General features: G+C 58.1%; 24 protein-coding genes and 1 tRNA gene. 12 read left to right on the top strand and 13 right to left on the bottom strand.

The genetic code is table 11. The features are described from left to right. Window positions 1-66 precede the first annotated feature (66 nt). Both ACP0KA_RS10560 and ACP0KA_RS10555 read right to left on the bottom strand, forming a co-directional pair. Window positions 67-2,043, bottom strand: a complete 1,977-nt coding sequence (locus ACP0KA_RS10560; protein ID WP_424628746.1) for a hypothetical protein — start codon at window positions 2,041-2,043, stop codon at window positions 67-69. After that, window positions 2,034-2,849 carry a glycosyltransferase family 2 protein gene (locus ACP0KA_RS10555; RefSeq protein ID WP_424628745.1) on the bottom strand — a complete coding sequence of 272 codons (816 nt, stop codon included), beginning with the start codon at window positions 2,847-2,849 and terminating at the stop codon, window positions 2,034-2,036. Before ACP0KA_RS10555 ends, ACP0KA_RS10560 begins: the two co-directional genes overlap by 10 nt. Window positions 2,850-3,253: 404 nt before the next feature. On the opposite strand from ACP0KA_RS10555, the gene ACP0KA_RS10550 reads away from it, so the two are divergent. Further along, window positions 3,254-4,408, top strand: coding sequence for an acyltransferase family protein (locus ACP0KA_RS10550; RefSeq protein WP_424628744.1), 1,155 nt, complete (start codon window positions 3,254-3,256; stop codon window positions 4,406-4,408). A gap of 60 nt (window positions 4,409-4,468) precedes the next feature. On the opposite strand, the gene ACP0KA_RS10545 is transcribed toward ACP0KA_RS10550, so the two are convergent. After that, window positions 4,469-5,773, bottom strand: coding sequence for a glycosyltransferase family 87 protein (locus ACP0KA_RS10545; protein WP_424628743.1), 1,305 nt, complete (start codon window positions 5,771-5,773; stop codon window positions 4,469-4,471). Window positions 5,774-6,129: 356 nt separating this feature from the next. Here ACP0KA_RS10545 and ACP0KA_RS10540 point away from each other — a divergent pair, with 356 nt between their 5' ends. The 8 genes from ACP0KA_RS10540 (at window position 6,130) to ptsN (ending at window position 13,137) form a co-directional block, all read left to right on the top strand. Further along, on the top strand, window positions 6,130-6,435 hold the full coding sequence (locus ACP0KA_RS10540) for a DUF930 domain-containing protein (protein WP_424628742.1): 306 nt from the start codon (window positions 6,130-6,132) through the stop codon (window positions 6,433-6,435). A 104-nt stretch (window positions 6,436-6,539) separates the two neighbouring features. After that, window positions 6,540-7,154, top strand: coding sequence for a ribonuclease D (locus tag ACP0KA_RS10535; protein WP_424628741.1), 615 nt, complete (start codon window positions 6,540-6,542; stop codon window positions 7,152-7,154). A 221-nt stretch (window positions 7,155-7,375) separates the two neighbouring features. Further along, a complete protein-coding gene (gene lptC / locus ACP0KA_RS10530; protein ID WP_424628740.1) occupies window positions 7,376-8,074 on the top strand; it encodes an LPS export ABC transporter periplasmic protein LptC in 699 nt (232 codons plus the stop codon). Further along, window positions 8,071-8,790, top strand: a complete 720-nt coding sequence (locus ACP0KA_RS10525) for an LptA/OstA family protein (RefSeq protein ID WP_424628739.1) — start codon at window positions 8,071-8,073, stop codon at window positions 8,788-8,790. Before lptC ends, ACP0KA_RS10525 begins: the two co-directional genes overlap by 4 nt. Before the next feature lie 167 nt (window positions 8,791-8,957). Continuing rightward, window positions 8,958-10,064, top strand: coding sequence for an LPS export ABC transporter ATP-binding protein (gene lptB, locus ACP0KA_RS10520; protein ID WP_424628738.1), 1,107 nt, complete (start codon window positions 8,958-8,960; stop codon window positions 10,062-10,064). Window positions 10,065-10,220: 156 nt separating this feature from the next. Then, the gene (rpoN, locus tag ACP0KA_RS10515; protein WP_424628737.1) at window positions 10,221-11,852 is read left to right on the top strand and encodes an RNA polymerase factor sigma-54; all 1,632 of its coding nucleotides are present in this window, start codon (window positions 10,221-10,223) and stop codon (window positions 11,850-11,852) included. 70 nt (window positions 11,853-11,922) lie between these two features. Continuing rightward, complete coding sequence (hpf, locus tag ACP0KA_RS10510) at window positions 11,923-12,537, top strand: ribosome hibernation-promoting factor, HPF/YfiA family (RefSeq protein WP_424628736.1); 615 nt, start codon at window positions 11,923-11,925, stop codon at window positions 12,535-12,537. A 138-nt stretch (window positions 12,538-12,675) separates the two neighbouring features. Further along, window positions 12,676-13,137: a PTS IIA-like nitrogen regulatory protein PtsN gene (ptsN, locus tag ACP0KA_RS10505; RefSeq protein WP_424628735.1), complete on the top strand. Its 462-nt coding sequence runs from the start codon at window positions 12,676-12,678 to the stop codon at window positions 13,135-13,137. An 85-nt stretch (window positions 13,138-13,222) separates the two neighbouring features. On the opposite strand, the gene ACP0KA_RS10500 is transcribed toward ptsN, so the two are convergent. The 10 genes from ACP0KA_RS10500 to ACP0KA_RS10455 all read right to left on the bottom strand — a co-directional run bounded on the left by ACP0KA_RS10500 (window position 13,223) and on the right by ACP0KA_RS10455 (window position 21,049). Beyond that, window positions 13,223-13,486 (bottom strand): DUF1150 family protein, encoded by a 264-nt coding sequence (locus ACP0KA_RS10500; RefSeq protein WP_424628734.1) that lies wholly within the window; start codon window positions 13,484-13,486, stop codon window positions 13,223-13,225. Window positions 13,487-13,536: 50 nt separating this feature from the next. Next, on the bottom strand, window positions 13,537-13,962 hold the full coding sequence (locus ACP0KA_RS10495; protein ID WP_424628733.1) for an Hsp20 family protein: 426 nt from the start codon (window positions 13,960-13,962) through the stop codon (window positions 13,537-13,539). 164 nt (window positions 13,963-14,126) lie between these two features. Beyond that, the gene (locus tag ACP0KA_RS10490; RefSeq protein ID WP_424628732.1) at window positions 14,127-15,224 is read right to left on the bottom strand and encodes a sn-glycerol-3-phosphate import ATP-binding protein UgpC; all 1,098 of its coding nucleotides are present in this window, start codon (window positions 15,222-15,224) and stop codon (window positions 14,127-14,129) included. A gap of 10 nt (window positions 15,225-15,234) precedes the next feature. Continuing rightward, window positions 15,235-16,083: a sn-glycerol-3-phosphate ABC transporter permease UgpE gene (gene ugpE, locus ACP0KA_RS10485; RefSeq protein WP_424628731.1), complete on the bottom strand. Its 849-nt coding sequence runs from the start codon at window positions 16,081-16,083 to the stop codon at window positions 15,235-15,237. Then, window positions 16,083-16,964: a sn-glycerol-3-phosphate ABC transporter permease UgpA gene (gene ugpA, locus ACP0KA_RS10480; protein WP_424628730.1), complete on the bottom strand. Its 882-nt coding sequence runs from the start codon at window positions 16,962-16,964 to the stop codon at window positions 16,083-16,085. The genes ugpE and ugpA overlap by 1 nt, the downstream gene beginning before the upstream one ends. After that, entirely contained in the window at window positions 16,964-17,362 is a 399-nt protein-coding gene (locus ACP0KA_RS10475; RefSeq protein WP_424628729.1) for a VOC family protein, read from the bottom strand. The genes ugpA and ACP0KA_RS10475 overlap by 1 nt, the downstream gene beginning before the upstream one ends. A 57-nt stretch (window positions 17,363-17,419) precedes the next feature. Continuing rightward, window positions 17,420-18,736 (bottom strand): sn-glycerol-3-phosphate ABC transporter substrate-binding protein UgpB, encoded by a 1,317-nt coding sequence (ugpB, locus tag ACP0KA_RS10470; protein ID WP_424628728.1) that lies wholly within the window; start codon window positions 18,734-18,736, stop codon window positions 17,420-17,422. A 341-nt stretch (window positions 18,737-19,077) separates the two neighbouring features. Continuing rightward, entirely contained in the window at window positions 19,078-20,277 is a 1,200-nt protein-coding gene (locus ACP0KA_RS10465) for a CaiB/BaiF CoA transferase family protein (protein WP_424628727.1), read from the bottom strand. Window positions 20,278-20,496: 219 nt separating this feature from the next. After that, window positions 20,497-20,572 (bottom strand) — tRNA-Ala (locus tag ACP0KA_RS10460). Between the two features lie 63 nt (window positions 20,573-20,635). Beyond that, complete coding sequence (locus ACP0KA_RS10455; protein WP_424628726.1) at window positions 20,636-21,049, bottom strand: TIGR02300 family protein; 414 nt, start codon at window positions 21,047-21,049, stop codon at window positions 20,636-20,638. 149 nt (window positions 21,050-21,198) lie between these two features. Here ACP0KA_RS10455 and aroA point away from each other — a divergent pair, with 149 nt between their 5' ends. The 3 genes from aroA to rpsA all read left to right on the top strand — a co-directional run bounded on the left by aroA (window position 21,199) and on the right by rpsA (window position 25,128). Further along, a complete protein-coding gene (gene aroA / locus ACP0KA_RS10450; RefSeq protein ID WP_424628725.1) occupies window positions 21,199-22,536 on the top strand; it encodes a 3-phosphoshikimate 1-carboxyvinyltransferase in 1,338 nt (445 codons plus the stop codon). Beyond that, window positions 22,533-23,171 (top strand): (d)CMP kinase, encoded by a 639-nt coding sequence (gene cmk, locus ACP0KA_RS10445; protein ID WP_424628724.1) that lies wholly within the window; start codon window positions 22,533-22,535, stop codon window positions 23,169-23,171. The genes aroA and cmk overlap by 4 nt, the downstream gene beginning before the upstream one ends. Window positions 23,172-23,427: 256 nt before the next feature. Continuing rightward, the gene (rpsA, locus tag ACP0KA_RS10440; protein WP_424628723.1) at window positions 23,428-25,128 is read left to right on the top strand and encodes a 30S ribosomal protein S1; all 1,701 of its coding nucleotides are present in this window, start codon (window positions 23,428-23,430) and stop codon (window positions 25,126-25,128) included. Window positions 25,129-25,360 lie beyond the last annotated feature (232 nt).

Genomic DNA, 25,360 nt, shown 5'->3' with positions numbered 1-25,360 from the left:
TTTCAGTCGAAGCATCTCAATTCATTCCAAGTCGCTTGGATAGAATGTCGTCTATAGGCGTTTAAATTAGTTCGTCGATCGTGACCACTGACGCAGATCGTATACGACAAAAGCATCGTTTTTATAAGCAACGGGAAAATCAAGCGTCGGCCAAGATGAGCGACGGACAACAAAGTCGCCCCCAATCGTTGCGACCAGTTTCATGAACTCCGGGCTTGTAAGCCGCATGTAAAGATCGAGATACCCCGCTCCCTCCATTTCTTTCCGCACATCGCCTTCGGACATTCCAAGAAGCTCGGCGAAGATGCGGTATAATTTCTTATTATATTCTTCGGCGGCCTCCGGAAAAAAATAGACCGAGCCGACCCGATAGGTAGCGATCACAGGCCGATGCGCATAGTTTCGCCATGCAGAATATATCGAGGTGCCTGTCGTGATAAAACTTGCGTCTGCCTCGGTAGAAGTGCGCGCCCAGAGCTGAACTTGAGCGAATTGCGCAGCTTCTCCGTGTGTCCAGGCGCTGCCTCGGCCAGCATTTGTTCTTAACGTAAAAAGAGCGAGTGCGACCGATGCAAGGATCGCAGCGGATGGTAGCTTTGCAAAACGATGCAAACCCGGAAATATTTTTTCTATGTGTGGGGCAGCGGCTAGGAGGGGAATGAGCAGCCACATCCATCGCGTAGGCCGATCAGGTGGCAGAAAATAATATAACCATGTGGCATCCGGTAAGTACGATTGAAGATGCTTATCGAGTACCGGTCCAACTTTAGGTAGGTATCGCGCGGCAAGCAAAACAAGCAGCAAAAAACCTATGCTCTCAACCCCGGTGGATATCCATTTACGAGCACTATTCGGATCGCGTTTATTATTTTGCGGAGCCAGCACCAAGGCAGTGCCAACCGCGACCGGGGCTGAAACGCCCATCAAAAAAAAACTTCCCGCTAATGACTGAGCGATATTATTCGAGCGTATTGCTTGCCAAACCACGGCTATTACGATTGGGGTGGCAATGCAAAGTAGGATAAGCGTGACGCGAAGCGCGATTAAGCGCAGTAAAAAAACATTGCCTAGATAATATCCAAGAGCATGAAGAAGTCCGGCTGAAACTGAAACTACGACTGCGGAAAGAAAGAGAATTTTTGTTTCCCGGCTGCAGACATCTCGACGTAGCGACGTAATTGCCAGCGCGACAAACGCGAAAGTTACAACGAGCCCGGTGAGAAACGACGGCATACAGTATGTGCAAGTCGCGTTTCCCCAAGGAATGGTGTGCCCATTACGTAGAAACATAGGCAACGACACGGTCGCAGGAATTTCTCGTATACCAAACGTTGTTATGAGTCCCGGAGTGACGAACAGCATAACCGCAAGAACTATTGCTCCGACGCGTCGAAATCCAAGCGTCACGTTTTGGTCAAGTATGCACAGAGACACCCAATACATTGCAATAATTCCAGCCGAAAACAGGCCTAGTATCGGATGAATCAATCCGCCAATCAGAAGAAACGCAGTCGAAGAAAACGTCTTGCGCTCCAAACAGAACGACATTGCCAAAATAAGCATCGGCAAGGAAAAGAAACCGGCATAGGGCATCCAGTCGAGGTCGGCAAATAACCCCAAATTCCACCAATGAGGCCTGAACGCTCCAAAAAAAAGTGCGCTGACCCACGCAACTTCCCGAGAACGGGATGCGACATAGGTAAAACGAAATATGGCAATCCCAAGCAAAATATTTTGCGCGTACAAAAACAGGACATGAAAAAATTTCGGTGAAATGTCGAAATACAAAAACGATAGCGCTGGCAACCAATTCAAAATGGAAGCGAGCCCAGCAGGGGCGAAATTAATGAGCAAGGAGTCTAAACGGAAGTTGTTAGGGTATCTCAGAAAATACGCGTAAGATGTGAGTCCATCATCCGACGATATGTTGGCTAGGCGGATGTCCATATCGCCAACTAACAACCATGTCGAAACTGCAATAAATACAGCCAACAAAGTATAATCTAAAACTATTTTAGTGTTAGGTCTGAATTTTAAAACCATAGAATCAATCCGGTACGATGCAGTAATGCACGTAGCAATACGTAGCTGTAACCGAACGCTTCTTTACGAAAGAAAAATTTAGAAGTGCCGGCCGTCCTGATGCCTTGACCCGCAGGAACGTGCTCTATCCGACCTTGATTCAACATCACCTTGAACGTTATTTCTGGGCTGATGCTAAATCGATTTTGTGTCAATCCAACTCCGAGCGCATCCGCACGCTTAAACATTTTAAATGCGTAAGTTGAATCGCGGACATTTTCGCCGAGAAATGTTCGAACCCCAAACCTGTAGAAAAATTGATAGAATTTGTACTTAAAAGGAATAGTTACATCATCACCTTGCTGCAAATAGCGCGAGCACTGCACTAAATCGAAACCTGCTTCCATACGGCGAAAAAAAAGCGGGATAAGATTGATCGGATCGACAGCATCGGCTGAAACAAAAATGCAATATTTTCCGATGCTATTTGCCACGCCGTATCTAACAGCGGCTCCATAGCCGCGCCTACGTAAGGGGCGGCGGATTACTTCGATTTGCATGATCCCTTTAACGCTGGCCGCAAAGGCCTTCGCGCGTTCAAACGTCTTGTCATCGCTCTGGTCGTCAACGACTATCACCTCTGCCGAAATATCGGATCCCGATAAAACGTCTCTCAGCTTCGACAAGATAACTGCGATATTTTCCTCTTCGTTGAGGCACGGAACGATAATGCTTAGGTCGGGTACACGCGATCTAGCAAACAATGATATTTGTTCACTTGATTGTCCGGTGTCCGCTGCGCCGGGCGAATTGGAAGGAAAGTCCATTCAATTAACATCCTTATCCTTTTCCGCGCGTTGGCTTCACTCACAAGTTGAGGATCGGCGTCTCGCACAGGATTTACTGTTAGGCTTTACAATCTATCGATACGACACACAAACTAGAAGTTGTCCGTCGTCAGATAATTTGAGACTGATCAGGCGTTTCGAGAAGAGAGGCTCGGGGGTAAGAAGCCTGCAGGCGTTACTGCAAGCGATCGTTGGCGATGGTGGCAAGTTTAATGCGTCTTCGTTCTGCGAGGATCGTCTCGGCTCTGACGAAGTAGCGCCACCCCAGCTAGCGCTTCCGTCGACAAACATCTTTTGTTAACCCAACATCGAACGGCAGCTGACTTTAAAACCGGCATTCATGGGCGTCGTGCTAGCTGGTTGGGCGAATGGAGACCGTTCGCATGCCAACGCCCGGCCTGGACCAACCGAAATCGGCAACCGGGGACCTTCGCATCGCCGCGCTGGATGGGGTGCGCGGTTTCATGACCATCCTGGTGCTGTTCTCGCATTTCTTTGCCGAGATCGATAACGGCTTTCCACGACTTGGATTCGGCTGGCTGGCCGTCAACATGTTCTTCGTGCTCTCTGGCTTTCTGATCGGCCGGCTGATCATCGAGCGGATGGACAGCGAAAACTTCTTCACGGTGTTTGTGATGCGGCGGATCTGCAGAACGATTCCGTCCTACATCGTCAGTGTTCTGATCATTTTTGCCGTGCTCTGGATTTTCCGCACCGAGCCGTGGACCAAATTCAAAATCGAATTTCCACTCTGGTCGTATCTGTCGTTCTCCCAGAACATCTTCATGGGCATGACGAACGATGTCGGGGTCTATTGGCTGGCCCCGACCTGGACGCTGGCCCTCGAGGAGCAGCTCTACGTTTTGCTGCCTTTCGTATTCTTTCTGGCGCCGCGCCGTTACTGGCTGCGGATCCTGATCGGTGTTGCGCTCGCCGCGGTTGCGCTTCGGGCGATGTTGTTCACATCGAACGTGGCGCCGATCTGGGGACTGGTGGTTTTGCCGACGCGCGGCGACGTGCTTGTTGTCGGGGTGATCGCCGCGATCATCTTCAAGGACAAAAATATCGATCTATCCCGATATGATTTCGCGCTCCGATGCGCGCCTGTCGTGTTGATGTTCGCCGCGGTCCTGATCACCTTGATCGATCCGGTCGAACGGGTCCTGTTCAATGTTTTTGGACCGCTGTTGGTCTCGGCCGGCTTTGCCTGTCTGCTGGTCGCGATGGTGCGAGGAGCGCCCGAGGCAAAACGCTTTGAGAGCAAGTTCTTTTGCTTCTTCGGCCATATCTCCTATTGCGTCTACCTCACTCATCTCATGGTGCTTGGGCTCATGCATGGCCTCATTCTCGGCGCCAAGCCTTCGCTCGGCAGCGTCGAGCAATGGCTTGTGACGGTCACGGGATTATTCGTGGCGGTCGGCGTTGGCTGGGCGCTCACGACATTGATCGAGGCGCCGCTGACGGCCTATGGACGCAGCTGGAAATGGAGCGCGAAGAAGACGGCCAGCGGCGGGCAGCTTCAAGCCCTATCCTCTTGAGCTGAGTATTTGGTGGCCGCTCTGGTTGATTCTCCCTCGGCGATGGTCCTTTCGATGTGGCTAGCGCAGCGGCGTCTCGGCGGCGACGTGAGGTCCTGCCGATAAGCCGCGTGGCAACATGGCGCCTGTTTCGTGCTGATCTCCGATCTCCGGGAGCGAGGCAAGCGATCGCTCAAATCTGACGCGCGCGACGGTGATCAAGAACGCGCCAGCAGCGATGATCGGTGCTACGAGGAAGCGTGGTGTCGCGTTGGTGGCGTAGGTGAGAATACTTGCGACATACAGGCAGGCTATCGCGGTTCGCTCAAATGGCATGATGCCGCGCGTGTAAGGCGCCTGCGCCAGCCAGGCAAAAGCGAATACCAAGATCGCCAGATCGTAATACTGGAAAATCGGCACGGTCAGGGGAATCGCTGCAAGCAGCGAGGCAATGCGCAACGCAAGGCTGGTGTCGCGACGATGCCAAACAAGACCAACCCACGCGACGACACAGGCTGTCACGACGCCCTGGACGATATAGGCTTGTGATGAAGGCAGCCCGAGAACCAGCGACGCGCCAAAAGGTGTGGCAACGCTAACCATGTCCACTGCGCCGGATTCGTAACTCACATGCGAGCCTGCAGCAGCCTTAAAATAAGCTGCCCAGGTCACCCAGCCAAATTGCAGAAGCGAGAGCGCGACAAGCGCGGCGACACTGCCTGCCGCGGCAATGAAGGCCTTTGCGTTACGCGAAGCAATGAATGCGACAGGAAGCAGCAATCCATAATGCGGCTTATAGCAAATGGCGCCAAGAACGATGCCCGCAAGTATTGGCCGCCGATCCAGGAGAAGAAAGCCCATGCCGAACAGCGAAGCTGTCAGGAATGCATTCTGTCCGAGCAAGGCGTTGTACCAGACGGGCGGAAAAGCCAGCAGAGCGAGGACTACGATGGGTTTGCGATCGGCAAGAATTCGCCGTCCGACCCAAAGAAAAGCGGCAAGTGTCGTGGCCTCGAAGAGAACAAGTGCCGCGGCATACGGCAGCTTCGCGAGCAGTGAGCACAGCAGCAGAAAGACCGGCGGGTAGTAGAAAAAATTATAGGCCGTAGGCCCGCCGACGATGATGCGCTCCATGGCGTGATGCGCCGCCTGATCGTAGGCAAGCGCGGGCGTTCCTTCTTGTGCGAGGCGACCGGCGGCATAGAAACTGGTGAAGTCCGTGCCTGACGCGGCAAGTGTTGCGTCAATCAGACCATTCGCAAGCGCAACGAAATAAAGGAAAGCGATGCCTTCGTAGGCCAACAGAATAATGCTGTAGCCGATAATCCGTTCATGGGTCAGCCACGTTCCGCTTCGAACCGCAGCCATGATCCGGCTGGCCGTCATCCTGTGTTCGCTTTCTGAACCGGTGGATTGTGTGATGGAGGTCTGTGGCCGCACGCTAGGTGCAGACCATTACGAACGGTTTAAGTGCAAGCGCGAAAATTCGATGATAGAACTGGCCAACTGGGTCGCAGATGGCTAAAACTCTTGTTAAATCAATGGCTCTGCTGTCGGCGACACGATCCCGCCCCGGGCGTCACAAGTTTCGCGGAAGGCCCTCCCGGAAATGCCCTCGTGAGGCACTTGTCCCTCACCCACTTCGTAATGGTCCTCACTTGAAGTATTCCTCTCTGATCTTGCTCGCGGCAGCGACTGCAATCACGCCATCCTTCGCTATGGATCCCCGCTTCGCGGCGAGCTTGAAGAAACTGGATCCACAAACCCGCCTGGAGCAGGTCTGTGACTTTGAGGCTATGAGCCGTATTGCCAAGGATGCGCGGTCCTTTCGGCCGGATCGCGCCAAAACCGATGTGATCTCACATCCCCAGCATACGGGAGATACGGTGAAGGGGACAGGCGGTGCATTCCGCAGCAGAGGTCACTGGTATTCGTTTTCGTTCGTGTGCAAAGGTGCTCGCGACCACATGAGCGTTCTGTCGTTCAGCTATAAAATCGGCGAACCCATTCCGGAATCCAAATGGGCCAGCTACGGGCTTTGGCGTTGAGGCTTTGATCGCTTCTCTTCGATGCCTCTCTTGGATAAAGGTTCGAGCGTTAATTTGAGCCGTATCGGTTCTAACGGCTTTGAAAAATCGAGGTGCTGTAAACCATGACCATCCGTCTGCATCGCGGCGATTTGCCGGATCTTTCGCGTTATACGCAGTCAGTTGCGATCGACACTGAAACGCTTGGACTCAATCCGCACCGCGACCGCTTGTGCGTTGTGCAACTGTCGAACGGCGATGGCACCGCCGATGTGGTGCAAATCCCGGCGGGACACACCGATGCGCCCAATCTGAAGAAGCTGCTCGGCGATTCCAGTGTCACCAAGATTTTTCATTTCGCGCGGTTTGATCTCGCGGTGCTCTCGCAGGCTTTCGGCGTCATGCCGGCGCCGGTGTATTGCACCAAGATCGTTTCCAGGCTTGTTCGCACCTATACGGATCGGCACGGTTTGAAGGACCTGGTGCGGGAGGTGCTCGGCGTCGAGCTGTCCAAGCAGCAGCAGTCGAGCGACTGGGGCGCGGCAACGCTGACGGACGCGCAGCTTGCGTATGCTGCATCCGATGTGCTGCATCTTCATGCCTTGCGCGACAAGCTCGACGCCATGCTGGCGCGGGAAAACCGAGAAGCGCTGGCCCAGGCTTGTTTTGAATTTCTGCCGACGCGCGCCAAGCTCGACCTTCAGGGCTGGGAAAACGACGATATTTTCGCTCATTCGTAAGGGGGCCTCCGACTCGCGGTGGATTGGCGCGGGCAGGCGGCGTGAATCGGTTTTCTGAGGCGCGCTCAAAGCCGCCTCGTTTCGGTCACACTCCTTCGCCTGTTGGCGCGGTAACCTGGCTGGAACGGCCGGCGGACCATTGGTGCGACCAGAAAGCCGGGCTGCAAAGTTCCGTCGGATCGCGTAAACTAAGCGGGGCATCCGACGCTTCGGAGCGATTTTTGTATTCGATTCAAAGCCAAAACTATCAGGCGGACGCCGATGCGCGTTACGCGCGTGCAAAGCGCCACAGCCGGCGCGTGCGCCAGCTGCGCTTTGCCGTGCCGGTGATGGTGGCGGCGGCCCTGCTCACTGTCGTTGGCATTTCGCTTTTCAACCCCTTCAGGATTTTGGCCAAGCTGCCGATCGATCTCACCAAGCTGGCGGTGTCCGGCACCAAGATCACCATGGACTCGCCGCATCTTGCGGGCTTCACGCCAGACCAGCGACCTTATGAGCTTTGGGCCAAGTCGGCTGTTCAGGATGTCACCAACCCGACCAATGTCGAGCTGAATGAATTGCACGCGAAGGTTCAGATGGAAGACAAGACGGGCATCTCCATGGATGCGCGCAGTGGACTGTTCGACACCAAATCGCAGTTGCTGAACTTGAAGGACCAGATCTTTCTGCAATCCTCGACCGGGTATGAGGCGCGTTTGACCCAGGCTGCGGTCGATATTGCAGGCGGGACTGTGTCGTCAGATCAGCCTGTCGCGGTGAAATTGCTCAACGGGACTCTCGATGCCCAGCGCTTGAGAATCACCGAGAATGGCGCATTGGTCCGGTTTGAGGGCGGAGTTTCGATGGTGCTAATCCCGGCGGATCCCGCGGCGAAGACGGAACAGGGCTCGGCCTCAGCACAGGACGCCACATCCAGATGACGTCGTTGGTTAATCACTTGAGAGCTCAGCATTTGTTTCGCACGAAGTCGCGCGCGTTGTTTGCGTGCCTGATTGCTGTTGCGCTTGGCGGAACACAAGAAGCCGTGGCGCAAAGCACGACAACGGGTGTTCCGAACGCGATGCAGGGTTTTTCGCAGAATCGCGACAAGCCGATACAGATCGATGCGGCGACGCTTGAAATGCGAGACAAGGACAAGGCCGCGACTTTCAGCGGCGATGTCAAAGTGGTGCAGGGCGACACCACCATGCGCTGCAAGACGCTGGTGGTGTTCTACGACAACGATCAGTCTTCGTCGGGAGCCAAGCCCGCTATGAAGTCGGCAACACCTGGCCCGACCGGCAGTTCGTCCATCCGTAAACTTGAAGCGAGAGGCGGCGTCGTCGTTACGCAGAAAGATTCGACGGTCACTGGCGACACCGGCGTATTCGACATGCGTGCCAATACGGTGACGATGGTCGGCAACGTTCTGCTCACCAAGGAAAAGAACGTGTTGAAAGGCGACCGTCTGGTCGTCGATCTCACGACCGGTGTGTCCCGGGTCGAATCGAAATCGAGAGTCCAGGGAGTCTTCCAAGCGTCGCCGAGCAACGGTTCCCCCGGTGGAGGGATCGTGCCTGCCCCAGGGCGTGATGCGCAGCCGGGAAAGCCTTTAAAGCTCAATAACTTGAATAGCTCGTCGCGGCGGCCAGGTTGAACCCGCCGGATCGAGCCTATATCACTCTAGCGCGGCGGTTCAGGACACTCGCCGTGGTCGCCGACTTGAGAGCGTGAACAAGCGCATGCTGACAGGGATGGGCAGGCTTTTGATAAATATCGTTGGGACGACGTGCGACAACGCTCTGAAGGCTGATTGAAGCGGGTATGGTGGATTTGTTCCGCATGTTTCGTGGCCGTGGCGCCAGCCCGGCCCCTGGTCGACAGGGGTTTGCCCGCTCGCGTCAGGACATCACGTCTCTTGGCGAGCGGATGGGGGACATCTTCCGGTCGGTGGTTGGCGAGAAGCCCTCCGCAACCAAGCCGCGTCAGCCATCACGGGATTCCGCCCCGGTCAGGCGGGAGGCCGCCGTCGCGGCTGTTGCGCACGAGCCGCTGCCGGATGGTTATGAACCGTCCGATTTCATGCATGACGCGCCGCCTATCCCGCGAGCAGCACCCCGCGATTCGGTGGCGGCGTCGCAGCCACAAAGCCAAGCTCCGAAGATGCGAAGTCCATCCCCTGTAGCTGCCGCGCCTCGGGCCGCTCATGCCGGCTATCTGGCTATTCATGGTGTCGAGAAAAGTTTCGGCACGCGCAAGATTGTCCACGGCGTCAGCATTTATGTTCGCCGCGGCGAGGCCGTCGGCATTTTGGGGCCGAACGGTGCCGGTAAAACGACGGTGTTCTACATGATCACCGGTCTTATCAAGCCGGACCGCGGGCGCGTCGAGCTTGACGGGCATGACGTCACCCAATTGCCGATGTATCAGCGCGCGCGCCTCGGCATCGGCTATCTGCCGCAGGAAACGTCGATTTTTCGCGGCCTCTCGGTGGAAGACAATATTCGCGCGGTGCTTGAGGTCGTCGAACCCGACAAGCGCAAACGTGAGCGTGAACTGGATTCGTTGCTCGAGGAGTTCAACGTCACGCGGCTGCGCAAATCGCCTTCGATCGCACTCTCGGGCGGCGAGCGGCGGCGCGTCGAAATCGCGCGCGCTTTGGCGTCGCGCCCAAGCTACATGCTGCTCGACGAACCGTTCGCCGGCATCGATCCGATCGCCGTCGGCGATATTCAGCAATTGGTGCGGCACCTTACGAATCGCGGCATTGGCGTTTTGATCACCGACCACAACGTCCGCGAGACGTTGGGCCTCACCGACCGCGCTTACATCGTCTACGCGGGCGAGGTTTTGACGGAAGGTAATCCGGAGGAAATCGTCGCGGATCCGGACGTTCGGCGCCTCTATCTCGGCGAGGAATTCCGCCTGTAAGATGCCCGTCGGCATCGGCGGCGTGCGAGGTTCTTCGGGGATTTGTAGGTCTCCAAGAATCGCCGGTAGTTGGAAATATCAATTCGTCAAGTCGTGTACTTCTCCTCGGGAAGGGGCTAAGCAAGAAACGGACCAATTTTGGACCGAGTCTCGTTTATGGCGCTTACGCAGAGATTAGAATTCCGTCAGTCGCAATCGCTGGTGATGACGCCGCAGCTGATGCAGGCGATCAAGCTTCTCCAGCTCTCAAATCTCGATCTGGTGGCATTCGTCGAGGAGGAGCTTGAGCGCAATCCTTTGCTCGAGCGGGCCGACCATGACGGCGGTGCGGATTCCGCAGAACCCTCCTCAAACGGAGCTGAGACCGGACAGGCGGAATTTTCCGGGGCGGATGACGGCGACTACAGCGGTGATGGCCAGGACGGCCCATCGGGGGACTATGAGGCTGCGCCTGAAGACTGGATGAACCGCGACCTCGGGACCCGCACTGAAATCGAGCATACACTCGACACCGGCATGGAGAATGTGTTCTCCGAAGAGCCTGCCGAGGCGGCCGCGCGAAACGCGCAGGATGCGGCGCCAACCGCTTACACGGAGTGGGGCGGTGGCGCGTCCAACGATGACGACTACAATCTGGAGGCCTTTGCTGCCGCCGAAGTAACTCTTAGCAGCCACCTCGCCGAGCAACTGGCTGTAGCGTTTCCCGATCCATCACGCCGCATGATCGGACAATATCTCATCGACCTGGTCGACGATGCGGGATACCTGCCGCCGGATCTCGGCGATGCGCCGGACAAGCTTGGCACGTCACGTGAGACGGTCGAAGACGTGGTGCGCGTTCTTCAGACGTTTGATCCGCCCGGGATTTGCGCGCGCAATTTGAGTGAATGTCTCGCGATTCAGCTGCGCGATCGCGACCGCTACGATCCGGCCATGCAGGCGCTGGTGGAAAATCTCGATCTGCTGGCGAAGCGCGACATCGCAGCGTTGCGCAAGATCTGCGGCGTCGACGACGAAGACATCAGCGATATGATCGGTGAGATTCGCCATCTCGATCCGAAGCCCGGTCTGAAGTTTGGATCGACCAAAGCGCAAACGGTGGTGCCTGACGTCTACGTGCGCCCTGGCCCGGACGGTGGCTGGCATGTTGAATTGAACAGCGACACCCTGCCGAAGGTTCTCGTCAATCAAGTTTATTATTCCGAATTGTCGAAAACTATCCGTAAGGACGGCGACAAGTCGTATTTCACGGATTGTCTGCAAAACGCGACGTGGCTCGTGCGCGCGCTTGATCAGCGGGCGCGGACGATCTTGAAAGTCGCCACGGAGATCGTACGTCAACAGGATGGTTTCTTTACACAGGGCGTCGCGCATCTGCGGCCCCTGAATTTGAAAGCTGTTGCCGACGCGATCCAGATGCACGAATCGACCGTTTCTCGCGTGACCGCCAACAAATACATGGCGACGAACCGCGGTACGTTTGAACTGAAATATTTTTTCACGGCGTCCATTGCGTCCGCCGATGGCGGCGATGCTCACTCGGCCGAGGCCGTGCGGCACCGCATCAAGCAATTGATCGATGCGGAAAGCCCTTCGGCTATCTTGTCGGATGACACGATTGTGGAACGATTGCGCAGCGACGGCATTGATATCGCCCGGCGAACCGTTGCGAAATATCGTGAAGCCATGCGCATCCCCTCCTCAGTCCAACGACGGCGCGACAAGCAAGGCATGCTTGGCGCTGCGCTTTCCGCCGGAGATAGATCCCGCGACACCGCTACGGCTTGACGGGAGCCTCAATTAGCAGAACCCTTACATCTGGTCGAATTGCGAGTCCGAAAAGCAAGTGAGGCATGACATGACACTTCGGGTTTCTGGAAAAAGCATCAGTGTCGGCGAAGCTCTGCGTGAGCGTATTAGCGAACGGACCGAGGAAGTCTTGCGAAAGTATTTCGATGGCAACTACTCCGGCCACATCACTCTTTGCAAAGACGGCTTTGGTTTTCGCACCGATTGCGCACTGCATCTGGATTCCGGAATTACACTCGAAGCCGACGCGATGGCGGCCGATGCTTATGCCAGCGCGGATCAGGCATTGTTGCAGATCGAGAAGCGTCTGCGGCGCTACAAGAGCCGCCTGAAGGATCGCGCGGCGCGCAAGGCGCACGCTGCATCCGCCGCGATGTCTGAGCTCAATGGAGGCGGTATTGACGCCTCGAGCTATGTCATCGAAGCCATGCCGGAAGGCGAAGAAGACGTCACCGACTTCAATCCTGTGATCATCGCCGAAGCCACCACCTCGCTGAAGCGCTTTTCGGTGAGCGAAGCCGTGATGGAACTCGACATGACCGGCGCTGCGGTGATGGTGTTCCAGCATGGCAGCAGCGGCCGGATTAACGTCATCTATCGGCGCGCGGACGGGAACGTTGGCTGGGTCGATCCGCCGGCCACGAACGAGCGGGTGCGCCATTGACGCCCAGCGACAGCCTAACTATGGTCCGCCGCCTTCAGGAGGCTGCGGACCCCATCGGTTCCAACAGCTCTTGACGCAGCCCGGTCTGAGATCGATCTTTTAACCATACCAACGGCTTAATCACCTTCGGAACGCCCTATGACGATTACCGATCTGGTCGCACCAGAGGCGATTCTCCCTGCGTTGAAGGTCAACAGCAAGAAGCAGGCTTTGCAGGAATTATCCGCGCGCGCTGCTGTTTTGACCGGCCAGAACGAAAGGGCGATCTTCGAGGTGTTGCTGCAGCGAGAGAAGCTCGGCACCACAGCGGTTGGTTATGGCGTGGCCATTCCCCACGGCAAGTTGCCGAAACTTGAAAAGCTCTCGGGACTTTTCGCACGGCTGGAACGCCCGATTGATTTCGAGGCGATGGATGGCCAGCCGGTGGATCTGATCTTCCTGCTGCTTGCGCCGGAAGGTGCGGGCGCCGATCATCTCAAGGCACTGGCGCGAATTGCGCGCCTGCTGCGCGATCAGGAAATCGCCAAGAAGCTGCGGGCGTCGCGTGATGCCGAGGCGCTGTATTCGGTGCTGGCGCTGCCGCCCGCGACGGCAGCCTGATCATCGATCGTAAACCAAACCGACAAAATAAAACGGCAGCGCTCATCGCACTGCCGCTTCGCTTCCTTGAGCCTGCCGCGCGTCTTCAGTGGACGCTGACGGTTTCCAGCTCGTTGCTCCATGCATTGGCGATCGCCGCCTCGCGGCTATCGGTCAGCATGATCGGCGTGCCATCGGCTGCATGAAGCGCGAACAGCTTCAATCCCGGCGCAAGCTCCGGCGCCTGCGGGAAAAGGCCTGGCACGTCTTCTGAGCGAATTTGTTTGACGTAGGCGATGTGTCCCTCGCCCAGTGTTGCAAGCGCCTCCGGAGAGACATCAGGCTCGAAGATCACGTTAGCTTCAGTCATGGTCTCGACTCCTCACAGTTAACTAAGCGGTCGAGTCCGCTTCTGTTCCATTATTCGTGTTCATTGATCGCTATTGTCTTAATCACCCGTGCAGGCTCGGGCCGGGCCAGATCAATCGACAGCAGGCCGTTTTTCAGGTCTGCGCCCAGCACATACATCCCGTCGGCCAGCACAAAGGTTCGCTGGAAGTGCCTCGCGGCGATACCGCGATGGATGTACTGCCTGGTCTTGTCGTCTTGCTGCCGTCCGCGAATGACGAGCTGGTTCTCCTCCGTGGTCACATCGAGCTGGTCACGGGTAAACCCCGCAACCGCCAAAGTGATCCGCAGGCGTTCGGGCTGACCCTCGCCACGGCTGCACCGTTCGATGTTGTAAGGAGGATAACCGTCCGCCCCTTTGACGACGCGATCGAGCGCACGCTCGATTTCGTCGAATCCCAAAAGAAACGGACTCGATAGCGAAGGAACACGAGACATTCACAAAGTCCTCTCGAAGCGACTTTGACAGTTAAGGCCCTTTCGGCACCCTACCGGTGGCTTTGCGGCCCGCCGGATGAAATCAATATGGCGATGCACCCGGGGCTGTTCAAGGAGCCCCAAGTGGCTGCTCACAACTTGGAAAAATGGGGTGTTTTCCCGACCTAATCGCCAATTCGGCGCCCAGCGGCGCTGAACAGGTGCAGTTTTGCCCGTGGCGCCGCGATTTGAAGGCGTTCGCCGATTACGGGAACCGCCTCGCCCGGAAGCCGCACGATAATTTCGCCAGGCGGCAGTTCCCCTGGTTTCGCACTCACCGTGCGGGCCGCGCCGTCGTGTGCCGGTGTGCCGTACACATAGGTTTCCGGGCCCACCCGCTCGATCGCGTCAACGATGAGCTCAAGGCCAAGGCGGCCTGACGCGGAATCGCCCGAGATCGAGAAGTCCTCGGGACGGACGCCGAGCACGGCATCCCCGGGCGCATTCAATTGCAACCTGGCGAGTTGCGATTCCAAGCCGTTGGCTTTCAAGGGCAACAAATTCATCGGCGGCGCGCCAATGAAGGATGCCACGAAGGTGGTGGCGGGCTTGTTGTAGATGTCCAGCGGTTTGCCGATCTGCTCAACCACGCCGCCGTTCATGACGACGAGAATGTCGGCAAGCGTCATGGCCTCCAGCTGATCGTGGGTGACATAGATCGAGGTGGTGTTAAGGCGGCGCTGCAGTTTCCGAATCTCGACGCGCATGGCGATGCGCAGCTTGGCGTCGAGGTTGGACAGCGGCTCGTCGAACAGGAACACTTTCGGCTGCCGTACGATCGCGCGGCCCATGGCAACGCGCTGTCGCTGCCCGCCGGAAAGCTGTCGCGGCTTGCGTTCGAGCATGGGTGCGATCTCGAGAATCTGCGCAGCCTCTCGCACCCGCTTGTCGATCTCGGGCTTCGGCATGCCGCGATTTCGCAGGCCATACGCCATGTTGTTGTACACGCTCATATGCGGATAGAGCGCATAGTTCTGGAACACCATGGCGATGTCGCGCTCGGCGGGCTCGAGCTGATTGACGACGCGGCCGCCGATATCGATCGTGCCGCCGGTGATTGTTTCCAGCCCTGCCACCATGCGCAACAGCGTGGACTTGCCGCACCCCGAGGGACCGACCAGCACGCAGAATTGCCCATCGCCGATTTCGAATCCGACGCCCTTGATGGCTTCGACGCCGCCCGGATAGATTTTCCGCACATCGTGCAGAACGACGTTCGCCATACCTTGAATCCTATTTCTCGGTCTCGACAAGCCCGCGCACAAACAGCTTCTGCATCAGGATCACGACGGCCACCGGCGGCAGCATCGCCAGCACCGCGGTCGCCATCACGACCGGCCATTCGGTGAGTGCATCCGATGTGGTGATCATCTTGCGGATGCCGATGACGATGGTTTGCATGTCATCGCGCGTGGTGATCAGCAGCGGCCAGAGATATTGATTCCAGCCGTAGATGAACAGGATCACGAACAACGCCGCCATGTTGGTGCGGGACAGCGGCAGCAGCGTATCCTTGAAGAAGCGGAATGGTCCCGCGCCATCGATGCGCGATGCCTCGAGCAGTTCGTCCGGTACGGTCATGAAGAATTGCCGGAATAGCAGCGTCGCGGTGGCCGACGCGATCAGCGGCAACGACAGGCCGGCATAACTGTCGAGCAGGCTGAGATCGGCAGCGATCTTGTAGGTGGGATAGATTCGGACTTCCACCGGCAGCATCAGCGTGATGAAGATCAGCCAGAAAATCGACATCCGGAATGGAAACCGGAAGTAGACGATCGCGTAGGCCGACAGGATGGAAATCGCGATCTTGCCGAGTGCGATCGACAGCGCCATCACCAGCGAGTTGAGCAGCATCACCCCGACCGGCTCGCGCGTTGACCCACTGGTGCCGACGAAAATGGTTTTATAGTAGGTGTCGAGAAAGTGGCCGCCGGGCAGCAATGACATCTGCCCGTTGGCGATCTGCGCTGCTTCCTGGGTCGACGCGACGATGGCGAGATAGACCGGAAACGCCACGATGGCGATGCCGACCCACAAAATGAGATGCGCGACGTAACGCCGGATGCCCTGCCGCTCGACCATCAGTACGTCACCTTGCGTTCAATGTAGCGGAATTGAATGGCGGTGAGGGCGATGACGATGACCATCAGGATGACGGATTGTGCCGCGGAGCTGCCGAGGTTTCCGCCGAGCAGGCCATCGAGATAAACCTTGTAGACCAGGGTTTCTGTCGCCTTCGCCGGGCCGCCGCCCGTCATGGCATCAATGATGCCGAACGTGTCGAAGAACGCATAAACAACGTTGACGACAATCAAAAAGAAAATTGTCGGCGTCAGCAGCGGAAACGTCACCGTCCAGAAACGCCGCATCGGCTTGGCGCCGTCAATCGCCGCGGCTTCCAGCACGCTCTTGGGGATCGCCTGCAGGCCGGCGAGAAAGAACAGGAAGTTGTAGGAAATTTGCTTCCAGGTCGCCGCCATCACCACAAGGATGACGGCATGGTTGCCGTTGAGCAGGGGATTCCAATCGATGCCCATGGCGCGCAATCCGCGTGCCAGCACGCCCAGAGAGGGATGCAGCATGAAGATCCAAAGCACCCCAGCGATCGCCGGCGCGACCGCGTAAGGCCATATCAGCAGCGTGCGATAGATGGTGACGCCTCGCAACGGCTTGTCCGCCATCACCGCGAGCAGCAGTGCGATTGATAGAGACGCGCCGCCAATGGCCGCCGAGAAAGCGAAGGTCCTGACGATCGCATCGAAATATTCCGGCTGGTGCAGCAGCTCGATGTAATTTTCAAATGCGACAAAGGTCGTCGAGAGGCCAAACGCATCCTGCAACAGGAAGGATTGCCACACCGCCTGCGCCGCCGGCCAATAGAAGAAAATCAGCACGATCGTCACCTGCGGGATCAGCAGGACGAACGGCAAGAGGCGGGAATGGAAAACAGTCTGCTTCTGCATCACGCGTGCCCGGTCGGTGCGTCGGATGAGTCCTGTCCGAACCAGAGCCAATAATCGTCAGGATCGCGCAATTCGAATTCCTTCATCCCATAGTCGGTCACGCGCAGCTCGCTGACGGGTAACCCGGCGCTTTTCCAGGCTGCGTGCAGGGATGCGACGTCGTCTGGATAGAAGTAGAAAATCTGGAAATCCTTGGCGCGCTTAGGAAGCGCATCTAGTTCATCTCGTGGCGGCTGATTGAACATGATCCGCACGCTGTCGCGCCCGAGTAGGCACCATTTGGGCTCGGGCTCGCCGAAGCTGTTTAGAATGTCGAAGCCAAGCTGCTCGCCATAGAACGCCATCGTCCGTTTGAGATCGGACACACTCAGCATGGGAATGAGAGTGGTGAGCTTCATTCAGCGATCAAAGCAAAAAGGAAGGGCGAGACAAGCGCTGTCTCGCCCCTTTTGGGTTTACTTCGCAACCGTGCGCTCGAACTGGCGCAGCATCTGGTTGCCACGGGTAACAGCCGCATCAAGTGCTTCCTTGGCGGTCTTCTTGCCGGCCAGGGCGCTTTCGATTTCCTCGGCCCAGATATCGCGCAGCTGCACCATGTTGCCAAGACGCAGGCCGCGGGAATTTTCCGTCGGCTCCTTGTTGGTCAGTTCGCGCAACGGCGTTTCCAGATAGGGCTGATCCTTGTAGAAGCCCTCTGCCTTTGCCTTGGCGTAAGCGGCTTTGGTGATCGGCAGATAGCCGGAGGCCTTGTGGATCGCGACCTGACGGTCGGTGTCCGAGAGGAAGGCGAGGAATTTGGCAACGCCCTTGTATTCGTCGGGCTTCTTGCCGCCCATCACCCACAATGACGCGCCGCCGATGATCGAGTTCTGCGGAGCGCCCTTCACGTCCGGATAGTAAGGCATCGGGGCGTTGGTCCAGTCGAACTTCGCATTCGCTTTGACCTGGCCGAAGAACCCCGATGACGTCAGGAAGATCGGACATTCACCCGAGGTAAAGCGGCCTTCGCCGGTGTTGGTGCGTCCGGAATAATCGTAGGTCTTGTCCTTCTGAAGTTCGATCAGCTTCTCCAGATGCTTCACCTGCAGCGGGCCGTTGAATTCGAGCACGGTGTCGAACCCGTCGAGACCGTTTGCTTTGCTTGCAAGAGGAACGTTGTGCCACGACGACAGCTGTTCGAGATTGGCCCAGGTCACCCACGCCGTTGAAAATCCGCACGTGGAGTAGCCGGCGGCCTTCAGCTTCTTGGCGTCGTCGAACACCTCGGGCCAGGTCTTCGGAATTTCGGCGATGTTGGCTTTCTTCAGCGCATCCTTGTTGATCCACATCACCATAGAGGATGAGTTGAAGGGGAACGACAGCATTTCACCCTTCGATGTCGAGTAGTAACCGGTGATCGCCGGCAGATAAGCCTTCGGGTCGAACTTCTCTCCGGCGTCGGCCATCAGCTTGTAAACCGGCTTCACGGCGCCGGTCGCCGACATCATGGTCGCGGTGCCGACTTCGAACACCTGCAGGATATGCGGCGCATTGCCGGCGCGGAACGCGGCGATGCCGGCATTCATCGTGTCCGGATAGCTGCCTTTGTAGGAGGGGACGACTTTGTAATCGCTCTGCGAGGCGTTGAATTCTTCGGCAAGCTTGACGATCACGTCGTTGTTGCCGCCGGTCATGGCGTGCCACCACTGGATTTCGGTCACCGCCTGCGCCGGTGTCGCAAGTGCTATGAGGGCTGAAGTCGCCAAGCCAAAGCCAATCTGGCGCATTGTCATCGATGTTCTCCCTGAAGCCGTCACCATCGTTCGCGCGGTAGCAGCGCCGGATGACGTGCAAGTGACGCGCGATGGTAGTCGGGGAAGGTCGCCCGAGGGAAGCCCTAATTAAAGCGTTTTCGAGCGAAGTGGCTCCCGGTTCGCGTGAAGAAAACGCGTCAAACAAAAATTGAGAGCTTGAACTTTGGACGCGGTTCAACCGGCAAAATGAAAGGGCGAAGGTCGTCATTGACCTTCGCCCTTTCCTTTTGTTTTCGCGCTGCGAAACCAGCTAGTGGAGTAGATTTGGCATTCGCAGGAAGTGTCTGCTGAAGCGGGATACGAATGTTAGAATCGGACCACTAGCGTTTGCGCTCGCTAACCACTGTTCCCGCCGCATGAAGGTCTGCGATGTCCTTCGCCGAGTACCCGAACTCCGCGAGCACCTCGTCGGCATGCTCGCCGAATTTCGGCGGAACGCGGCGCAGCGACGCCTTGGTGCGATCGAAGCGGACCGGAGAAGCGACGCCCTTGTACCAGTCCTTTTCGATGATATCGCCGCGGTACTTGGTGTGTTCGTTGGCCAGCGCCTTGTCGATGGATTGCACCGGACCTGCGGGCAGGCCGGCGGCGAGCAGCCGGCGGCATAGAGGTTCGCTGTCGTGCTGCTTCAGGATCGCTTCGAGTTCGGCACGCAATGCATCGCGATGTTCAACACGATCGCGGTTGCGGGCGAAACGCGGATCGGTCCCGAGTTCGGGCTTGCCGAGCTCCTTGCACAGCTTGCGGAATGTGGCGTCGTTGCCGACGCCCATGAAGATATTTCCGTCGCGTGCCGCAAACACTGCGTAAGGCACGAGATTGGGATGCTCGTTGCCGGTCAGTGCGGGGGGCTTGCCGTGCATGAAGAAGTTCGCGGTATGCGGATGCATGATCGCGAGCCCGGTTTCGTAAAGCGTCGCTTCGACGAACTGGCCAAGCCCCGATTTTTCGCGCTCCGCAAGTGCCATCAGGATACCGACCGTCGCATAGAGACCGGTCGCCATGTCCACCAGTGCAACGCCGATGCGCGTCGGGCCGCTTTCCTGTGAGCCGGTCGCCGCCATCAGTCCAACCATCGACTGGATGATCGCGTCATACCCCGGATGGCCGCCGTGTGGTCCATCCGCACCGAATCCTGAAATACGGCAATGAATCAGCTTCGGGAATCGGCCGCGCAGGACATCGTTGCCAATGCCCCATTTGTCGAGGGTGCCCGGCTTGAAATTCTCGATCAGCACATCGGCTGTCTCGAGCATCTTCATCAGGACCGTGCGTCCACCTTCCGACGCGAGGTCGAGCCCGATCGAGCGCTTGTTGCGGTTTGCACCAAGGAAGTAGGCTGCATCGTCCTCGTGAAACGGAGGGCCCCAGTCGCGCGTCTCGTCACCGGCTGGCGGTTCAACCTTGATAACATCCGCGCCGTGGTCCGCGAGAATCTGCGTGCAATAGGGACCGCCCAGCACGCGTGACAGGTCAATCACACGCAATCCGGCTATCGCTCCGGCGCCTGGTAGTGTCATCGGTGAACCTTTGATCTGCGAGAAAGCAGAAACATCGCTATCGCGACGTCACAGCTTGTTGTGGGTTCGTCACATTGGAGGAATTTGAACGGCGCCGTCAATATCGGCGCGTGCAGGGACCCATGCGGAGGCGAGAGTCCATCAGCGCTTTTCAATAAAAGCGATCTCCGGGAAGATGTTCAGGAGGCGAACATCCGCTCTCGATATCGAGAGGGGAGTTGGTGGAGCCAGGCGGGATCGAACCGCCGACCTCTTGCATGCCATGCAAGCGCTCTCCCAGCTGAGCTATGGCCCCGAACCTCACCGCGCGAAGCAGGTCGCGCGGGGAATCGTGAAAGATCACACTTGAGCGTTTATCTCAAGTCTCTTCATCACCCGAAACGTCACCGATGATGTCGGTCACGTCTTCATCGTCTTCTTCGTCCTCGGCGATGAAGGTCGAATCATCGTCATCGTCGTCGCCGAGCGAGTCATCCACCTCGATATCGTCCTCGGATTCCGGCATCGCAGCCTTGACCTTGCCGGAATTCTCCTCGGCATCGGCCTCCTCGAGCGAGACCAACTCTTCGGATTCCGCGGCCTCCGGCACGATGGAAGAAGAAGCAGCCGCAGCCGCACGCGCGGCCTCGCCCCGTCCCCGGGTCACCGGTGCCGGTGCGATCGGGACGACTTCGCCCGTATAAGGCGAAATCACCGGGCTTTTGTTCAGGTCATAGAACTTTTTGCCTGTCGTTGGGCAAATGCGCTTGGTTCCGAGATCGGCTTTGGCCACGGGCGGAGTCCTGAGAATGTCGAGAAAAACGGAGCTTCACTTGGCTAGTTGCGTCGCCGCTGTCAATAGCGGTTTGAATGATAAATGACCGGGTCGTGACGTCCTCACGGTCTCGTGGTAGGAGCCGCCCTGCGTAAAGGATCCCGAAATTGTCTCATTCTGACCAGCCTACCCCGCTCCAATCGCGGTCCAGCGGCCCGCTGAGCGGGCGCGTCCGCGTGCCCGGCGACAAGTCGATCTCCCATCGCGCCCTCATCCTGGGTGCGCTGGCTGTGGGGGAAACCCGCATTTCCGGCCTTCTGGAGGGCGAAGATGTCCTCAATACCGCCAAGGCCATGAGGGCGCTGGGGGCGCAGGTCGAGCGTACCGGAGAAGGCGCGTGGACGGTCCACGGCGTCGGCGTCGGTGGCTTCAAGGCGCCCGACGCGCCGCTGGATTTCGGGAACAGCGGGACCGGATGCCGCCTCGCCATGGGCGCGGTGGCCGGCAGTCCGATCGTGGCTACATTCGATGGCGATGCCTCGCTGCGCAAACGGCCGATGCGCCGGATTCTCGACCCCCTCGAACTGATGGGTTCCAAGGTGACATCGAGCGGCGACAGCGGCCGTCTGCCGATGACGCTGCAAGGTGCGCGCGACCCGCTGCCGATTGTCTACCGGACCCCGGTGGCCTCGGCCCAGATCAAGTCCGCTGTTCTGCTGGCTGGTCTTTCGGCGCCTGGCGTGACCACGGTGATCGAGACGGAAGCCAGCCGCGATCACACCGAACTGATGCTCAGTCATTTCGGTGCGCATGTGGTCACCACGAACGAGGGCACGCACGGCCGCAAGATCTCGCTCACCGGCCAGCCGGAGCTGCATGGCGCCAACGTTGTCGTCCCGGCCGATCCATCCTCCGCGGCGTTCCCGATTGTTGCCGCGCTCATCGCGCCGGGATCCGATGTCGTTCTGACCGATGTGATGACAAATCCGCTGAGAACAGGGCTTTTCACGACGCTGCGTGAAATGGGCGCCTCCATCGAGGAAAGCCACCAGCGCAACGATACCGGTGAGCCGATGGCGCAGTTCCGCATTCGTGCGTCGCAGCTGCGCGGCGTCGAGGTGCCACCGGAGCGTGCACCATCGATGATCGACGAATATCTCGTGCTCGCGGTCGCCGCGGCTTTTGCCGAAGGGACCACGACGATGCGCGGTCTGCAGGAGTTGCGCGTCAAGGAATCCGATCGCCTGCAGGCCACCGCGGACATGCTTCGCGTCAACGGTGTCCAGGTCGAGATTTCCGGTGACGACATGATCGTGGTCGGCAAGGGCCACGTCCCAGGCGGGGGTCTTGTCGCCACCCACATGGATCACCGTATCGCGATGTCGGCCCTGGTCATGGGCACGGCCGCGGATGCGCCGGTCAAGGTTGACGACACCACCTTCATTGCCACGAGCTTCCCGGACTTCATTCCGATGATGCGCGCTCTCGGAGCGGACCTTACATGATCATCGCAATCGACGGGCCGGCAGCCTCCGGCAAGGGCACCCTGGGCAAGCGTCTCGCCGCGCATTACCACTTCCGCCACCTCGACACCGGGCTGATCTACCGCGCCGTCGCCAAGGCGGTGCTGGATGCGGGGGATGACCTCAAAGACGAGGCGCGCGCCGCCGCGCTGGCCGCCGAGCTCGATCCGGCCGCATTTGGCGATCCTGTTTTGAAGACCCAGGCGGTCGGAGAAGCCGCCTCGGTGGTTTCCGCCCACCAGTCGGTACGCGCCGCGCTCCTGACATTCCAGCGCAACTTTGCAGCCGGTCCTCCGGGGGCGGTGCTTGATGGCCGGGACATCGGAACTGTGATTTGCCCCGACGCCGATGTGAAGATTTTCGTGATTGCGGACCCGGTGGTGCGGGCCCGGAGACGGGCTCTGGAGATGCGGGCGCGAGGCGAGGCAGCGGATGAGGCGGCCGTGCTCGCGGACATCCTGAAACGCGATGAACGGGACAAAAACCGGGCCGCAGCGCCTTTAAAGGCTGCCCCGGATGCATACTTGCTGGATAACTCTCATTTGGATATAGAGAGCGGAGTCCGGGCTGCCATCGACATTGTCGAGGCCGTTCGAGCGGGCCGGCCGAGGGCATAGTCCCTGCCGTTATTGGAGGAATGCCCGCTCCAGGTTCTCGAACGTCGGCTGCTTTGAGGTCGATTTTCACCTTGGGCTTGGACTTACACGTCACGCGCGCAGAAGCGCGTCAATCATCGTATCGCTCGTGCAGGCACCCCGCCGGCCCGTTCTCGCAAGAAATTTGCGGGGCGGTCGTCAAAGGTTGCGGACCCTCTGACACTGGATGCGCGATACGCCCTTACCCCGCTGCCGGCATTCCGCATTTGGAGAACAAATGGCTTCGACTGCTAATTCTTATAATCCTTCCCGCGACGATTTCGCCGCCATGCTCGACGAGTCCTTCGCAGGCGGCAACCTGCAGGAAAGCTCTGTCATCAAGGGCAAGGTTGTTGCGATTGAGAAGGATATGGCCGTCATCGACGTCGGCCTGAAGACCGAGGGCCGCGTGGCTCTCCGTGAATTCAACGGCCCGGGCCGTGAAAGCGACCTCAAGGTCGGCGACGAGGTCGAGGTGTTTCTCGACCGGATCGAGAATGCCCTCGGTGAAGCTGTGCTGTCGCGCGACAAGGCGCGCCGCGAAGAGAGCTGGGGCAAGCTTGAGAAGGCCTTCAACAACAACGAGAAGGTCAACGGCATCATCTTCAATCAGGTCAAGGGTGGCTTCACCGTCGATCTCGACGGCGCCGTGGCCTTCCTGCCGCGCTCGCAGGTCGATATTCGTCCGATCCGCGATGTCGCTCCGCTGATGAACAACTCGCAGCCGTTCCAGATCCTCAAGATGGATCGCCGCCGCGGCAACATCGTTGTGTCGCGCCGCACGGTCCTCGAAGAGACCCGCGCCGAACAGCGTCAGGAATTGGTGCAGAACCTCGAAGAAGGTCAGGTCATCGACGGTGTGGTCAAGAACATCACCGATTACGGTGCGTTCGTTGATCTCGGCGGCATTGACGGCCTGCTCCATGTCACCGACATCGCATGGCGCCGCGTCAATCACCCGACCGAAGTGCTGACCATCGGTCAGACGGTCAAGGTGAAGATCATCAAGATCAACCACGAGACCCATCGCATTTCGCTCGGCATGAAGCAGCTGCTGGACGATCCATGGCAGGGCATCGAGGCGAAGTATCCGCTGAACTCGCGCTTCACCGGACGCGTCACCAACATCACCGACTACGGCGCATTCGTCGAGCTGGAGCCGGGCATCGAAGGCCTGATCCACGTCTCGGAGATGTCGTGGACCAAGAAGAACATGCACCCCGGCAAGATCGTTTCGACCTCGCAGGAAGTCGAAGTGCAGGTGCTCGAGGTGGATTCCGCCAAGCGCCGTATCTCGCTCGGTCTCAAGCAGACCATGCGCAATCCGTGGGAAGTGTTCGTCGAGAAGTTCCCGGTCGGTTCGACCGTCGAAGGCGAAGTCAAGAACAAGACCGAATTCGGTCTGTTCCTCGGCCTCGAAGGCGAAGTGGACGGCATGGTCCATCTCTCCGACCTCGACTGGAAGCAGCCGGGTGAGCAGGTCATCGACAACTTCAAGAAGGGCGACATGGTCAAGGCCGTCGTTCTCGATGTGGATGTCGAGAAGGAGCGTATCTCGCTCGGCGTCAAGCAGCTCGAAGGCGATCCGTTCGCCGAGCCGGGCGACGTCAAGAAGGGCGCTGTGGTGACCTGTGAAATCCTCGAAGTGAAGGACACCGGTATCGAGGTTCAGATCACCGGCACCGACTTCACCACCTTCATCAAGCGCTCCGAACTGGCGCGTGACCGTGGCGATCAGCGCGCTGAACGCTTCGCGGTTGGCGAAAAGGTCGACGCTCGCGTCATCCAGTTCGACAAGAAGGCCCGCAAGGTGCAGGTCTCGATCAAGGCGCTTGAAGTCGCTGAGGAGAAGGAAGCCATCGCACAGTACGGCTCATCCGATTCGGGCGCGACGCTGGGCGACATTCTCGGCAACGCGCTCAAGAAGCGCGACAAGTAAGCGCGACAATCGAACGACGGATAGTCGTTCTGTCACAAATCGGGCTCCGGAATTTTCCGGAGCCCTTTTTTTTGGCCTTCTTTGTATGCCTCTCTGCCGTTCGGCGCTGCTCGTATCCGGACGCCATGCTTTCTTCAAATTAGATGGCAATTGATGTATTGAAGTTACCGGATAGCAAGGCTGAGGCCTCAGAACGGCGAGTTCTTTCAACACCCTAGAGTTCTCATCCTAT

Origin of the sequence: Bradyrhizobium sp. SYSU BS000235 (assembly GCF_049747295.1) — a bacterium.
Taxonomy (GTDB): domain Bacteria; phylum Pseudomonadota; class Alphaproteobacteria; order Rhizobiales; family Xanthobacteraceae; genus Afipia.
The sequence above is the reverse complement of the archived record's forward strand: the minus strand, read 5'-3'. Positions and strand labels throughout refer to the sequence as shown.